The 14764-nt window shown below is 67.4% G+C and carries 13 protein-coding genes and 1 pseudogene; 3 read left to right on the top strand and 11 right to left on the bottom strand.

Going from position 1 to position 14764, the window contains the following annotated elements:
• Positions 1–243: pseudogene (locus PMI01_RS23980) on the bottom strand (glycoside hydrolase family 20 zincin-like fold domain-containing protein); the annotation flags it as partial.
• A gap of 268 nt (positions 244–511) precedes the next feature.
• Positions 512–3283: a TonB-dependent receptor gene (locus PMI01_RS23985; protein WP_007675634.1), complete on the bottom strand. Its 2772-nt coding sequence runs from the start codon at positions 3281–3283 to the stop codon at positions 512–514.
• Between the two features lie 257 nt (positions 3284–3540).
• On the opposite strand from PMI01_RS23985, the gene PMI01_RS23990 reads away from it, so the two are divergent.
• The 3 genes from PMI01_RS23990 to nagA are packed head-to-tail and all read left to right on the top strand — an operon-like array spanning position 3541 to position 6577.
• A complete protein-coding gene (locus tag PMI01_RS23990; RefSeq protein WP_007675637.1) occupies positions 3541–4284 on the top strand; it encodes a GntR family transcriptional regulator in 744 nt (247 codons plus the stop codon).
• Between the two features lie 59 nt (positions 4285–4343).
• A complete protein-coding gene (locus PMI01_RS23995) occupies positions 4344–5435 on the top strand; it encodes an SIS domain-containing protein (RefSeq protein ID WP_035038249.1) in 1092 nt (363 codons plus the stop codon).
• Complete coding sequence (nagA, locus tag PMI01_RS24000; protein WP_007675643.1) at positions 5435–6577, top strand: N-acetylglucosamine-6-phosphate deacetylase; 1143 nt, start codon at positions 5435–5437, stop codon at positions 6575–6577. Before PMI01_RS23995 ends, nagA begins: the two co-directional genes overlap by 1 nt.
• 78 nt (positions 6578–6655) lie before the next feature.
• On the opposite strand, the gene PMI01_RS24005 is transcribed toward nagA, so the two are convergent.
• The 9 genes from PMI01_RS24005 to PMI01_RS24045 all read right to left on the bottom strand — a co-directional run bounded on the left by PMI01_RS24005 (position 6656) and on the right by PMI01_RS24045 (position 14762).
• Entirely contained in the window at positions 6656–9676 is a 3021-nt protein-coding gene (locus tag PMI01_RS24005; protein ID WP_007675645.1) for a TonB-dependent receptor, read from the bottom strand.
• A 261-nt stretch (positions 9677–9937) separates the two neighbouring features.
• On the bottom strand, positions 9938–10408 hold the full coding sequence (locus PMI01_RS24010; RefSeq protein WP_007675647.1) for a hypothetical protein: 471 nt from the start codon (positions 10406–10408) through the stop codon (positions 9938–9940).
• A complete protein-coding gene (locus PMI01_RS24015) occupies positions 10405–11007 on the bottom strand; it encodes a response regulator (protein WP_007675648.1) in 603 nt (200 codons plus the stop codon). Before PMI01_RS24015 ends, PMI01_RS24010 begins: the two co-directional genes overlap by 4 nt.
• Positions 11008–11017: 10 nt before the next feature.
• Positions 11018–11416 carry a hypothetical protein gene (locus tag PMI01_RS24020; protein WP_007675651.1) on the bottom strand — a complete coding sequence of 133 codons (399 nt, stop codon included), beginning with the start codon at positions 11414–11416 and terminating at the stop codon, positions 11018–11020.
• Between the two features lie 4 nt (positions 11417–11420).
• On the bottom strand, positions 11421–11996 hold the full coding sequence (locus PMI01_RS24025; protein WP_007675652.1) for a chemotaxis protein CheD: 576 nt from the start codon (positions 11994–11996) through the stop codon (positions 11421–11423).
• Complete coding sequence (locus PMI01_RS24030; protein WP_007675655.1) at positions 11993–12382, bottom strand: response regulator; 390 nt, start codon at positions 12380–12382, stop codon at positions 11993–11995. The genes PMI01_RS24025 and PMI01_RS24030 overlap by 4 nt, the downstream gene beginning before the upstream one ends.
• Positions 12383–12386: 4 nt before the next feature.
• Complete coding sequence (locus tag PMI01_RS24035; protein ID WP_007675657.1) at positions 12387–13412, bottom strand: protein-glutamate methylesterase/protein-glutamine glutaminase; 1026 nt, start codon at positions 13410–13412, stop codon at positions 12387–12389.
• On the bottom strand, positions 13412–14293 hold the full coding sequence (locus PMI01_RS24040) for a CheR family methyltransferase (RefSeq protein WP_007675661.1): 882 nt from the start codon (positions 14291–14293) through the stop codon (positions 13412–13414). Before PMI01_RS24040 ends, PMI01_RS24035 begins: the two co-directional genes overlap by 1 nt.
• Before the next feature lies 1 nt (position 14294).
• Positions 14295–14762: a chemotaxis protein CheW gene (locus tag PMI01_RS24045; protein WP_007675662.1), complete on the bottom strand. Its 468-nt coding sequence runs from the start codon at positions 14760–14762 to the stop codon at positions 14295–14297.
• Positions 14763–14764 lie beyond the last annotated feature (2 nt).

The following is a 14764-nucleotide window of genomic DNA, read 5'->3' on the forward strand; positions in this document are numbered from 1 at the left end:
GGCGGGCGGCGGGCCTTCCACGACAGCCGGCTTCAGGCCGCGGGCCTTGAAGATCAGGTCGGACAGCTGCCGCGCCACGCCCCGGGCCTCGACATCGCCCTTTGCGACGAAGATCCGGGTCTTGGCGGTCAGGGCGAAGGTTCCTTGCCCCAGCTGGGCCTTGGCCGGAGCCGGGGTGAGGGTCAGGGCCGGAGACGCGGCGCCGGCGGCGGAGGCGAAGGCCAGCACGGCGGCGGACGCCATCAACGCGCTCGCCTGGGCGGCGGCTCGGACGAGGGACTGGGACGCGAGGATCATGTGAGGGTGCTCATCCGCGGACAGGCGGCAAAAAGCGGGCGGAGCGTTTGACCGCTCCGCCCCAGCTCCGTGCTTGCAGTCAGGAGGACTTGGGTTGCGATCGGCGGCGGCGGACAGGTCATGAAACGATCCTGAACCATGCCGCCTCCGATGCAACGAACTCTAGGAGGATGACGGGACCTCCGACCGGACGGCCGAAGGTCCCGGTAAGCGACTAGAACTTGAAGCGGACACCGCCGAAGACCATGCGGCCGTTCTTGTAGATGCGGGCCGGACGGTTCTTGTCGTTGTCGTAGTTGTCGGTCTGCTTCTCGTCGGTCAGGTTGATCGCGTCGAGGCTGAGCGAGACGTTCTCGGTCAGGTTGACGCTGGCCGAGGCGTCCAGCGACTTCAGCGAGTCCGACCACAGCTGCCGGTAGCCGCGCTCGGCGTCGTAATCGACGAAGAACTTGGACCGGTAGTTGTAGGACAGACGGGCGCTGAAGCGTTCGTTCTCGTAGTAACCGCTGATGTTGGCGATGTTCTTCGAGCTGGACGGGATCGGCACGCCCGTGGTCGAGCTGGCGTCGGTGTAGGTGTAGTTGGCCAGGACGCCGAAGCCGTTCCAGATGGGCATCTGGAAGTTGACTTCGATGCCCTTGGTCTCGCCGCCCGGCACGTTGACCGGACGACCGACGTTGTAGTTACAGCTGTAGAGGCCGGCCGATTGCAGGACGCACTGGTTGGCCGGGTTGAGGACGCGCGGATCGTTGGCCGCGGCTTGCAGCGGCAGCTTCTCGGTCGTCGCGCCCTGGACGATGTAGGTCGAGATGTCCTTGTAGAAGAACGCCACGGCCAGCAGCGATTGCGGCCTGAAGTACCACTCCAGCGACGCGTCGTACTGGTTGGCGCGGTACGGGTCGAGGTCCGGGTTGCCGCCGGAAGCGGTCAACAGGGACTCGGTCAGCGAGGTGAAGCCGGCCATCTGGGCGTAGTCCGGACGGGCCAGGACCCGGCCGGCGGCCAGGCGCAGCACCAGGTCGTCCCGCACGTCGAACGCGAAGTTCACCGAGGGCAGGATGTCGGTGTATTCCTTGCTGGCGGTGGTCTGCACCATCAGGCCGAACGGGTTGTTGATGGCGCCCGGCGTTCCGGCCGACACCCCGACCCGCCAGGCGGCGGTCTCGATCTTGGTGTTGACGACGCGGACGCCGACATTACCGCGCCAGCCTTCGCCCTTCAGGTTGCCCATCAGGTAGCCGCCGACGGTCTTCTCGTTGAAGTCGAAGCTTTCCAGCGGGCCGAAGTGGTCGCAATTGACCAGCCCGATACAGCCGCCGGTGTTGGGGTTGTTCGGGTCGTATTTTGTGGCCGGGCCGAGCTTGGCGTAGATCGCCTCGATCTTGTTCTTGTCGGCGGTCAGGTACGAGCTGAGGACGCCGGGCCCGCGAATGCCCTTGAGATAGTCGCTGTCGGTCAGACCGCTGACGACGTCGTCCAGGCCGCACCCGTTGACGGTGCAGCCCGTGCCGGAGAACAGAGCGCGGCGCTGACCATAGGTCTGCACCACGTCGCGGTCGTGGTCGGTGTACTTCAGGCCGAACTTGACCGACTTGAAGACGCCGGAGTCCACGAAGCGCTCGCCGTCGACGAAGGTGTAGAATTCGTCGTCGGAGTTGACCGTGGTGTTGGCCGAGGCCCAGCCCAGGGCCATTTCGTCGTCGGCCGTGGCCGGGTCGATGTTGGTGAACGACACCTTGGGCAGGCCGCCCGACAGGTCGTAGCTCAGACCGGTCGGGGCGTTGGTTTCCCAGAAGGGCTGCAGGTCGGTGGCGCCCTTGGCGTCGGTGTAGCCGATGCGGCCATGGAACTCCCACAGGTCCGACGGACGATAGGTGGAGTCCAGGTCGATCGAGCGCACGTTGGTGTGGGCGATACGGTCGATGGCGTCGAACACCACGCCGTTGGCGCCTGGCGTGTTGAAGTTGCCGGCGACGGCCGTGCCGTTGCTGACCTTGGTGATGTTGAACGTCTCGGTCGGCGTCGTGCTCAGGGCGCCGATCTTCTGGCTGACCCAGGCCATGTAGTTCTGGTTGAAGTTGTCGGCGTCCATCTTCGAATAGAGGCCGGTCAGGTTCACTTCGAACTTGTCGGTCGGCGCGAACTGGATCGCGAAGTTGGCGCCCTTGCGTTCGCGGGTCTGGGTGAACAGCGACGAGCCGATCAGGCTGGGCGCGTAGACGGTCTGGCCCGGGGTGATGCCGGTGATGTTCGTGCCGCTGCCCATGGCGGTGGTCACGGCCTGGTAGCCCAGGACCTCGATGCCGTCGCGGCGGATGCGGCGCTTGTCGTAGATGCCGCCGACCAGGACGCCCAGGGTCTTGTCGTCGTTGTGCCAGCTGAGCATGGCCGAGGCGGTCGGATCGGTGTTGCCCGACTTCTCGTCATGGAAGGCCTGCAGCGAACCGGAGACCGACAGCGGGGCCAGGTCGAGCGGCTTGCGGGTGTGCACATTGACCGTGCCGCCCACGCCGCCTTCGTCGATGTCGGCGGTCGGGCTCTTGAAGACCTCGACCTTGCCGACGATTTCCGACGGCAGCATCAGGTAGTTGAAGCTGCGGCTGGCCTTGAATTGATCGAGAATGAACCAGTCGGCGGTGGCCACGGCGTGGCCGTTGAGCAGCGTGCGGTTCAGGGTCGGGGCGGTGCCGCGGATCGAGATCCGCTCGCCTTCACCGAATTCGCGCTGGATGGTGACGCCCGGGACGCGTTGCAGCGATTCAGCGACGTTCTTGTCCGGGAACTTGCCGATATCCTCGGCGGTGATCACGTCGACGACGGCGTCGGCGTTACGCTTGGCCACGACCGAAGCCTGCAGCGAAGCGCGGATACCAGTGACGACAACCTCTTCGACCTGGGTATTGTCTTGCGCGAAGGCCGGCATGGCCATCGCCACCGCCAGCGCGCTGGCGGATGCAGTCAGAATGGTCTTGTGGAAATTTCTCATACTCGGCTTCTCCCCTTTTTCCGGACCCTCGGGCCCGGAGCCGAACCCCAAGCCCAATCTGATACCAATTTTCTGCGGACGTCCGTAGAGTGCGGTACTTCTCGGGCCTCGGAAGCGAACTGTGACGGAAATTTATCGGATGACAAGGCCAAAAAAGAACCAATTGCAGACCATGTTCTTATTGGTGCTAAAATGGTCATATGCTATCCCGGTGATCACGGGATGGCGCGGATTTGCGCGGGGGTGCCAGATTGACGATGTTTTCTGAAAGGATCGGAGGCCTGGACGGACACGGTCAGGATCACGCGCCGCTCTACAAGCAACTGCAGCGCGCCCTCCGCGAAGCCATCCAGAAGAAGATCCTCTCGCCCGACGACGCCCTGCCGGCCGAGCGCGACATGGCCGAAGAGTTCAGCATTTCGCGGATCACCGTTCGCAAGGCGCTGGACGGCCTGGTCAGCGAAGGCCTGCTGACGCGCCGCCAGGGGGCCGGCACCTTCGTCGCCGCCCGGGTGGAAAAGAGCTTCTCCAAGCTGTCGTCGTTCACCGAGGACATGATCTCGCGCGGCCGCATACCGCGCAGCGAGTGGATCAGCCGGGCCGAAGGCACGGTCACCCCGGAGGAATCGCTGACCCTGGGCCTGTCGCCCGGCACGCCGGTCTATCGCTTCGCCCGCATCCGCTACGCGGACGGCGCCCCGATGGCGGTGGAGTACACCACCATCGCCGCCTTCGCCCTGCCCTCGGTCGACGTGGTCGAGACCTCGCTCTACGAAGCGCTGGAAAAGACCGGCCATCGTCCGGCCCGCGCCCTGCAACGCCTGCGCGCCGTGCTGTTCGTGGCCGAGCAGGCCGACCTGCTGGGCGTGCCGGTCAAGGACGCCGGCCTGCTGATCGAACGCCGGGGCTTCCTGAAGGACGGCCGGGCGGTCGAGGTCACCCAGTCCTACTATCGCGGCGACGCCTACGACTTCGTCGCCGAACTGAACGCCCTCTCCTGAATTGGAGGGGACCTGATTGGGGCCTGGCCCCAGCGCGCTTATCTGAAGGAACGCCCGTCTTGGAGGCCAATGTCTTGACCCGACCCGCAACACCCGCCGAGCCCTCCTCAGTGGTTGGGCGGCTGACGGCGGAATCGACCCGCATGTTCCTGGAAGCCGGCCAGGCCTCGCAAGTCATCGCCACCCAGCTGGGCGCCAACGCCGGCCGGGCCCAAAGGATCGCCGAACGCCTGCGCGCCAACCCGCCGCGCGCCGTGGTCACCTGCGCCCGCGGCAGCAGCGACCACGCCGCCACCTTCGCCAAGTACCTGATCGAGACCCGCACGGGCGTGCTGACCTCGTCGGCCGCCCTGTCGGTCAGCTCGGTCTACGCCGCGCCGCAAGGCCTGGACGACGTGCTCTACCTGGCCATTTCGCAGTCGGGCAAGAGCCCCGACCTGCTGTCCGCCGTGCAGGCCGCCAAGGACGCCGGGGCCTTCACCATCGCCCTGGTCAACGACGTGAACTCGCCGCTGGCCGCCCTGGCCGACGAGGTCCTGCCGCTGCACGCCGGCCCCGAGCTCAGCGTCGCGGCCACCAAGTCCTACATCGCCGCCCTGGCCGCCATCGCCCAGCTGGTGGCCGCCTGGACGCAGGACGCGGAACTGACCGCCGCCCTCTCCAGCCTGCCCGCCCTGCTCGCCGAGGCCTGGACCCTGGACTGGACCCCGGCCGTCGAACACCTGAAGCTGGCCCGCAACCTCTATGTCCTGGGGCGCGGCGTCGGCTTCGGCGTCGCCCAGGAGGCGGCCCTGAAGTTCAAGGAGACCTGCGGCCTGCACGCCGAGGCCTTCAGCGCCGCCGAGGTGCTGCATGGCCCGATGGCCCTGGTGAAGCCGGGCTTCCCGGCCCTGGTCTTCGCCCAGAACGACGAGAGCCGCGAAAGCGTCGACGCCATGGCCAAGGGCCTGGCCGAGCGCGGCGCCGACGTGCTGCTGGCCGGCGCGGGGGAAACCGGGGCCGGCGTGCTTCCGGCCCTGGCCGCCCACCCGGTCATCGAGCCGATCCTGATGATCCAGAGCTTCTACCGGATGGCCAACGCGCTGTCGGTCGCCCGGGGCTATGATCCAGACAGCCCGCCGCACCTCAACAAGGTCACAGAAACCGTCTGATGCAGCTTGTACTCGTTAATGGCCGCATCCTGACTCGGACTGGGATCGTCGAGGGCAAGGCCCTGGCGATCCGCGACGGACGGATCGAAGGCGTCCTGGACAGCGCTGACACGCCGGCCGGCGCGCGCCGTCACGACCAGGACGGCGGCCTGCTGGTTCCCGGCTTCATCGACACCCAGGTCAACGGCGGCGGCGGGGTGCTGTTCAACGACGCGACCACCGTCGAGGCGATCGCCGCCATCGGCGCGGCGCACCGGCCGTACGGCACCACCGGCTTCCTGCCGACCCTGATCAGCGACGACCTGGCCGTGGTCGACGCGGCCATGCGCGCCGCCGAACAGGCGATCGAGGCCGGCGTTCCCGGCGTGCTGGGCGTCCACATCGAGGGCCCGTTCCTCAACGTCAAACGCAAGGGCATCCACGACCCCAGCAAGTTCCGGGTCCTCGACGACGAGGCCGTGGCCCTGCTGAGCTCGCTCAAGCGCGGCAAGACCCTGGTGACCCTGGCGCCGGAGACCACCACGCCGGACATGGTCCGCCAGTTGGTCGCGGCCGGCGTGACGGTCGCGGCCGGCCATACCAACGCCGCCTACGGCACGACGCGCAAGGCGCTGGACGCGGGCCTCACCGGCTTCACCCACCTGTTCAACGCCATGTCGCCGCTGACCAGCCGCGAGCCGGGCGTGGTCGGGGCGGCGCTGGAAAGCCAGAGCGCCTGGTGCGGCATTATCGTCGACGGCCGCCACGTCGATCCCGCCGTGCTGCGCATCGCGCTACGCACCCGGCCGCTGGACCGTTTCATGCTGGTGACCGACGCCATGCCGACCGTCGGCATGATCGACAAGAGCTTCGACCTGCAGGGCCGCCATATCCGCGTGGTCGACGGCGTCTGCGTCGACGACCACGGCACCCTGGCCGGCTCGGACCTGGACATGGTCGGCGCGGTGCGCAACGCCGTGTCGATGCTGGGCCTGTCGCTGGAAGACGCCGTGACCATCGCCTCGCGCGCGCCCGCCGCCTTCCTGGGCCTGGCGGCCGAACGCGGGACCATCGCCGCCGGCCAGGCCGCCGACCTGGTGCTGCTGGACGACGACCTGCGGGTGCGCGAGACCTGGATCGACGGGGTTCCGAGCAGCGTCTAGCGCCCCGGCGCATCGAGACCATGAAAAAGGGCGCCGGCGGAAGCCGGCGCCCTTCGTCGTTCCGGGGCGACGCGTCGCCTAGAACTTGTACTTCACGCCCAGATAGAACTGGCGGCCGAAGTGCACGTACTCTTCCGAGATCATGCGCGTCGAGTCGTCGACCTTGCTGTCTTCCTGGTCGGTCAGGTTGATGCCTTCCAGGGTGACGGTGAAATGGCCGAAGTCGTAGCTGACCTGGGTATCGAGGTTGAAGGTCTTTTCCTTGATGCGCACGTCGTTGTTGTTGGTCGCCGAAGGCGCGACCTGGATCAGGTAGGGATCGCGATACGAGCCCGAGATCCGCGCCTTGAAGCCGGCGTTCTCGTAGTAGAGCGTGGCGTTGAAGGCGTCGGGCGACAGGTTCACCAGCGGCTGGGTGATCAGCACCGCCGGCGTCAGCTGCACCCGCGGAACCACGCCCGCCGCCGAATAGGTCGGGGCCTTGATGATGTACGCGATGTCGCTCTTGACGTGCGTGTAGTTGACGATCGCGCCGAACTTGTCGAACGGAGCCGGCAGGAAGGTGAACGGGCGCTGGGCGCTCAGCTCGAAGCCTTTCAGCTTGCCGCCCGGGCTGTTGACGTTGGTCGTCACGGTGAACGGCGTCGCGGCCGTATTGCCGTTGGACAGCAGGCTGTCGGGCAGGCCGGTTTCCGCCCACGGCATGACTTCCGCCGTCTGCTGGATGTAGGACTTGATGTCCTTCTGGAAGAAGCCCGCCGACAGCAGGGTTTCCTTGTCCGGATACCATTCGAAGCTGAGGTCCAGGTTGTTGGCCAGCATCGGGTCGAGGCCCGGGTTGCCGCGCGTCAGGGTCTGGTTGCTCTGGCTGTTCGCGGTGAAGCCGGGCGTCAGGTTCTGCAGCTGCGGCCGCGTCATCACCTTGGCCGCGGCGAAGCGGACATAGACGTTCTCGAACGGCTGGGCCGAGATGTTCAGCGACGGCAGGGTGTTGGTGTACTCGCGCGACACGGTTTGCACGCCGTCGGTGGCGACCTGTTCGGACAGGTTGCCGAACGGGGTCGACACGGTGGTCGTGACGTTGCCCGCGTTGAAGTGGCCGGTCGCTTCCTGCTCGGTCTTGACGTAGCGCACGCCGATATTGCCGCGCACCGGGATGTTGAAGACGTCGTAGTCGAAATCGCCTTGCAGGTAGAAGGCCGTGTCCTTCTCGGTGATCGCCCGCACTGCGCCCAGCTGGTTCAGCACCGACAGGCGGAAGTCGCCGTTGCCGTTGATGCAGTTGCAGTCATAGCCGATGGCCTTCTTGAGCTTGTCCAGGTCGGGCGCGATCCACGAGGTCGGCACGCCGGCCGGCAGGTCGAGCCCGCGACCGAAGCCGGTGATCAGGCGCGAGACGTCGCCGATCGACACGCCGGCCGGCAGGCCGTAGCCGGCTTCGGCGGTGAAGGTCGTGCCCGTGGCCGCCAGGTTGCGCGAAAACAGGCGCTTCTCCCACGAGGTGAAGCCGTATTCCTTGTAGTCGCCGCCGTAGCGCAGCGTGAAGCCGTTGAGGATCTCGTAGTCGACATCGGCGCGGAAGGTCTTGAAGGTGTTGACCGCCTTGCTCGGACGCAGGCGCAGCAGCGAGGCGTCGCCCTTCGCCGTGTTGTTGGCGTAGACGAAGTTGGCCGGGTTGGTCGGATCGAAGCCGTAGTTGAACGACGGCAGCTTGTCGTTGGCCGAATAGTCGTAGCTGTAGCCGTCGCTGTCATAGCGATCGAACGAGAACGTCGTCTGGACGGGATTGTCCTGGATCGACCGCGACTGGCCGTAGGTGACGTTCAGGTGGCCGGCGTCGCCGAACTTGGTGTCGTAGGCCAGGGTGAACTGGTTGAACTCGGTCTTCAGGTCGTCATGGCGATACTCGACCCGGGCGTCGACGTCGTCGAACGTGCCCTTGATCAGGTGGCCCTTGTCGTCGGCCGAGAAGTTGACCACGTCGGTCTGCGGCAGGCCCTGGCCGGCGCGGCTGAACGAGATGACTTCCAGATAGGTCTCGTCGCGGTTGTTGGTGAACTTGGCCAGCAGCGCGTCGAGGGTCAGGGTCGAGTTCTCGGTCGGACGCCATTGCAGCGAACCGGTCACGCCCAGGCGCTTCTGGTCATATTGCAGGCGGCCATAGCGCGGGATGCGCGGGTGCCAGAGATTGTTGGCGGTGCCGGCGGCGGCGGTCGTGGTCGGCGTGGTGCCGCCGACGACGGTGCCGATCTGGGCGCAGGTCAGGGGCGGGCCGCTGACCGGGTTATAGGCCGCGCCCGTGCAGGGGAACGCCGTCGACGAGTTGAACGCCACGCTGGGGTTTTCCCAGCGGCCGGTCGAGGAGCCCTCTTCCAGCGTCTTGCGTTCGGCGTAGGCCACCGACAGCAGGGCCCCGATCTCGCCGATCCCGGTGTCCCAGCGGTTGCTGGCCAGGAAGGTGAAGCGCGGGTCGCTCTTCCGCGACAGGTCGTTCCAGCCGACCTTGGCGCCCATGCTCAGGGCGGGTCCGGTGAAGTCGAACGGGCGCGAGGCCTGCAGGTCGATGATCGCGCCCAGCGAGCCTTCTTCGTTCGAGGCCGAGGTCGACTTGCGCACGGTGACGCTGTTGAACAGCTCCGAGGCGAAGATGCTGAAGTCGAACTGGCGGCTGCGGTTGGCGCCGCCCGAACCGTCCTTGCCGCCGGTGGTGGCCAGGGCTTCCAGGCCGTTCAGGCGCACGATGGTGAAGTCGGGGCCCAGACCGCGGACGGTGATGGTGCGGCCTTCGCCGCCGTCGCGGTCGATCGACACGCCCGGCACGCGTTGCAGCGATTCAGCCAGATTGAGGTCCGGGAAATCGGCGATGTCCTGAGCCTTGATGACGTCGACGAGGTCGTTCTCGCGACGCTTCACGTCAAGCGCGTTCGCCAAGCTGGCCCGGAAGCCGGTGACCACCACTTCCTCGACCGCGCTATCCTCGGCCTGCGCCGGCGCCGTCTGGGCGGCGGCCGCGCCGGCCATGGCCAGCGCCATGGCGATAGCGCCCGTCGAGGCGCCGATCCTGAGCGCGCGCACGCGCCCCTTAGTGACCTGAGACAATGGTTCCTCCTCCCGTAACCACATTCTTTTGAACGATGCTTTCGCATCGCCCGGCCGAGTTGCGTTCGCGCTTCCTTCCCGCGCGACCGTTCCCGGCCGTCATTTTTGACACCGGTGTCACATCCGAGGATGTTGTCCTGACACCGGTAGCAATGTCAGCGGTACCAAATGAAACCACCGTCCACAAGATGGCTGTAGCGTGGCGAAGTATGGCAGCGCTGAAATCGTGTCGTTTCGGTCACATGACCGGCGCGCCAGGCCTCAGGCGTCGTCGATCCGACGCTGGCTGACCTTGTTGAGTCCGTCGATCACCGCCCGCCTCTGGTCGGGGGTCAGGCCGCTGGCCCGCAGCAGGCGCAGGGCGTTGACGTGCACGTCGATGGCGTCCCAGCGCCAGACGTCCGCCTCGGCGCAGTTGTCCACCAGGGCGCAGAACGAGATCGCCGCCTGGTCCACGCACGAGCCGGGCAGGAAGCCGGAGACGTCGATGATCCGCAGGGCCAGGGCGTAGAGCTCCTGATAGGTCTCGCCGCCCCGCGTGGCGGCGGCCGCCTTGCCGAACCGGCCTTCGATCTCAGCTAGAGCGGCGTCGAGCACGGCCAGGGACGGCGCGCGCAGCGGCTCCAGCGCCAGGTCGGCGGCCGCCAGGGCGTCCTTGGCCATCTTGCCGCCGCTGGCCTTGATCAGCATCGACAGGCGGTTGGGCGCCCGGAACTTGCGGACGACGCTCATAGCTTCACCTTCGAAGGCCGCATGAGGCCGTTGATCTGTTCCTGGGACATGTTGTCGCCGGCCAGATCGCTGAGGTCGCCGCGCAGGTCGTCGCGGCGGCGGCCCTCGACGCCGATTGGCGGGCCCTCGTTCTTGAACCGCCGGTCGGGCCCCAGATAGCTGTCGCACTCGATGAACTGGCGCTCTTCCTTGGCCGCCCACAGGATGCGTTCCAGCAGCACCTTGGGGGTGATCGGCTTGGCGACGGTGAAATTGGCCCCGGCGTCGCGCGCCTTAAACACCTGTGACGGCGGCGTGTGGCCGGAGACCAGGATCACCGGCGCGTAGCGGTTGGCTTCCAGCGCGCCGCGCCGCAGCCATTTGACCAGTTCGTAGCCGTCGACGCCGGCCATGTTGGTGGCGCTGATGATCAGGTCGAAGGCCTTGTCGCGCAGGTGCAGCTGGGCCTCCCTGGCCGAGTCCGCGCGTTGCAGCGTCTTGACGCCGAAGCCCGACACCACCTGGGCCAGGAGATCCAGCGAAGGGGCGCTGTCGTCGACGATCAGCACACTGACCTTGTCGAGATTGATGCGCGTGGCGGCCTGGAGCATTTCGCGCATCACCGGCCCCCTAGAAGAAATCGAGCTCGCCGGCCTGGGCGTTCCAGCCCTTGTGCTCCTCGGCGTCGCGCAGGCGGACCACCAGGTCGGCCAGGCCCAGGCCCTCGAGCAGCGGCTCGATCGCCATGCTCCATTCGCCCGAGGCATGCTGGCCGATGCGGGTCAGGACGTCCGACAGGCCGTGCAGGCGCTGGCTCAGCTCGTCCAGGGCCTGCAGGCGCGACAGGTTCTCCAGCGCCGCGCCGCCGCTGGCCAGGTCGCCGGCGATGTGTTCGCAGTCGCGGCAGATCATCGCCGCCGCCGACAGCTCCGCCGCCAGCCGACGCGACAGCTCGCCCACGGCGAGCTGGCCCGGGGCGGCGCCCTGGGTAGCGAGAGTGTCGGACACGAGGCGCGGCTGGGCGGTCATGAGGTCAGAACAGCTCCAGGTCGCCGCCGCCGTTGGCGGGCGCGAGTACGGGGGTGGGACGACGGACTTCGGCCGGGGCGTTGTCGACGGCGACCAGGCGCTGGCGAACGCGGCCCGAGGCCGGCCAGAACTCGACCCGCCGGGCCGACAGGCCGCCGGTGCTGGACGAGACGATCGGGATGCCTTCGTCGCGCAGGAAGCGCTCGGCGAACTCGGCGTTGCTGGCGCCCACGTCCGAGAGGCCGTCGAACAGCTTGCCGCCGCCGAAGATCTTGGCCTCGAGACGATCGCGCCGGGCGCCCTTCTTCAGCAGGCCGTTGATCAGCAGCTCCATGGCGTAGGCGCCGTAGCGGACGGCGTCGCCATTGTCGTTGTTCTTGCGGCCGCCGGTGTCGGGCAGCAGGAAGTGGTTCATGCCGCCGATGCCCGTCGTCGGGTCGCGCAGGCACGCGGCGATGCACGAGCCCAGGACCGTCGTCATCACCACGCTGGGATCCGACGACACGTGGCTTTCGCCCTGGGTGACGTGGATCTTGACCGCTGGCCCGGAGTCTTCCGCGTGGGGGTCGCGTGGGTTCATGTCAGTTGCCCGAAGACTTGCTCGATCTTGTCCCGCAGGCCTTGGACCGTGAACGGCTTGACGCAGTAGTTGTTGACGCCGAACTGCACGGCGCGCTGCACCAGCTCGCGGTCGGCCCGGCCGGTCAGCATGACGAAGGCCGTCTGCCGGATCGGCGGGTGCGAGCGCACGGCGCGCAGCAGGGCCAGGCCGTCCATCTTCGGCATGTTGAAGTCCGAGATGACCAGGTTGGCCGGCTTGGCCAGGAGGTTCTTGAGGGCCTCCTCGCCGTCGGGCGCTTCACGGATGTCCTTGAAACCGATCTGCTGCAACGCGTTGCGGATCAGCGCCCGCATGGTCAGCTGGTCATCGACGACGAGAACGGAAATGGTGCTAGCTTGGGGCATGGGTTCATCGCCTCGCGGAGGCCAGATCGAGGATGGTTTGGCCCATGGAGGACAGGGAAGCCTGCTTCTCCACCGCGCCGAGTTCAAAGGCCGTACGCGGCATGCCGTAGACGACGCAACTCTGCTCGTCCTGGCCCACCGTGCGGGCCCCGGCCTTGCGCATGGCCAGAAGGCCCTGCGCGCCGTCGCGGCCCATGCCGGTCAGGATCGCGCCGACCGCCTTCTCGCCGACCGCCTGGGCCACCGAGTTGAAGAGCACGTCGACCGACGGCCGGTGACCGCTGACGGGGTCGCCCTGGGTCAGGCGGCACCGTAGCCCGGCCGAGCGGACGATTTCCAGATGGGTCGCGCCGCCCGGGGCGACATAGACCTTGCCGGGCTCCAGCAGGGCGCCGTCGACGGCTTCCTGCACCTTGGCGCCGCTGGCCCGGTCGAGCCGGGCGGCGAAGCTGGCGGTGAAGGTGGCCGGCATGTGCTGGGTGATCACCGTCGGCGGGCAGGTCTCGGGGAACAGGCTGAGGATCGACAGCAGGGCTTCCACCCCGCCGGTCGACGAGCCGATCGCCACGATGTCGCCCGAGGGCATGTAGTCCTTGCGACGCACGGCCGGGGCGCCGTCGGCCTTGGTGCGGACCGAGGCGCGGGCCGCGGCCTTCACCTTGACCGCCACCTCGTTGAGGGTGTCGGCGGTGTTGGTGGCGATCGTCGGCTTGGCCACGCAATCGACCGCGCCCAGTTCCAGGGCCCGCAGGGTCATCTCGGCCCCGGCCTGGGTCAGGCTGGAGACCATGACCACCGGCATCGGCCGCAGGCGCATGATCTTCTCGAGGAACTCGATGCCGTTCATGTTCGGCATCTCGATGTCGAGGGTGACGACGTCGGGGTTGAGGGCCTTGATCATGCCGCGGGCCTCGAACGGGTCGCCGGCGGCGCCGACCACCTCGATGTCCGGATCGCGATTGAGGGCGGCCGTGATCAGGCCCCGCATGGTGGCGGAGTCGTCGACGACGAGAACACGTATCTTGGCCATCAGCGTCCCGCCTTGCGATAGGCGGTCAAGCCGGCGCTTTCAAAGGCCGTGACCGAAGCGCCGACGCGCTCGGAATGGCCGACATAGAGCTTGCCGCCCGGGGCGACCAGCGGCGCGAAGCGCTGCCAGACCCGCTCCTGGGTGGGCTCGTCGAAATAGATCACCACGTTGCGGCAGAAGATGGCGTCGAACGGACCCTTCATCGGCCAGTTGGGACCGTTGAGGTTCAGCTCGCGGAACGCCACCAGGCTGCGGGCGCTCTCGCAGACCCGGAAGCTGCGGCGGTCGGCGGCGTCACGCTCGAAATACTGGGCGCGGGCCTGGGCCGGGATGCCTTCCAGCAGCGCCTCCTCGTAGACCGCCGCCCGGCCGGTCGCCAGGACGTTGGTGTCGATGTCGGTGCCCAGGATGCGGATGTCGAGGTCGGCCGCGTTGGGCCACACCGACAGCACCGTGAAGGCCATCGAATAGGGCTCCTGGCCCGACGAACAGGCCGCCGACCACAGGCGCAGGCGCCCGCCGGCCCGGACCTTGTCGGCCATCGGCTCCAGGATGTTGGCGCGCAGGTCGTCGAAGTGGTGCGGCTCGCGGAAGAAGCGGGTGACGTTGGTGGTCAGGGCCCGCAGCATGTTCTGCTGCTCGTCGACGTTGCCGTCCTGGGCCACGAACGCGCAGTACTCGCTGAAGGTCTTCAGACCCAGGGTGCGCAGGCGCTTGGCCAGGCGCGAATAGACCAGCGTCGCCTTGCTGTCGGGCAGGCTGATGCCGGCCTGATCGTACAGCAGGGCCGCGATCCGCTTGAAGTCGGCGCTCGTGAAGGCGAACTCGCCATCGACGAGGGCCTCGCGGCGATCGGTGAAGGAGGTCGAGGGTGTGGTCATCTTAAGCGGCCAGGGCCTCGCGCTCGGGGAGCAGGCGGTCCAGCGAGATTTCGCTGATCATCCGGCCTTCCAGGGAAATGATGTTACGGACGAAATGCCGGACGTTCTCGCAGGCGATGTCGGGCGTCGGCTGGCAGAGGTCGTCGGTGATCGACAGGATGTCGGACACCGCATCGACCAGCAGGCCCACCGTCCGGTCGCCGGCCTGCACGACGATGAACACGCTGCGCACGCTGGGTTCGGTGGTCGGCATGCCGATGCGGCAGGCCAGGTCCATGATCGGCAGCACCGCGCCGCGCAGGTTGATGACGCCGCGCATGTAGGCGGGCGACTGCGGCAGGGTGGTCGCCGGGCTCCAGCCGCGGATCTCGCGCACGGCCATGATGTCCACGCAGTATTCCTGCTCGCCCACGCGGAACGAGATCAGCTCGCGGGTCTCGGCGCTGGAGGTGGTGTTGGGTTCGGTCATCG

The sequence above is a fragment of the Caulobacter sp. AP07 genome (assembly GCF_000281955.1).
GTDB lineage: Bacteria > Pseudomonadota > Alphaproteobacteria > Caulobacterales > Caulobacteraceae > Caulobacter.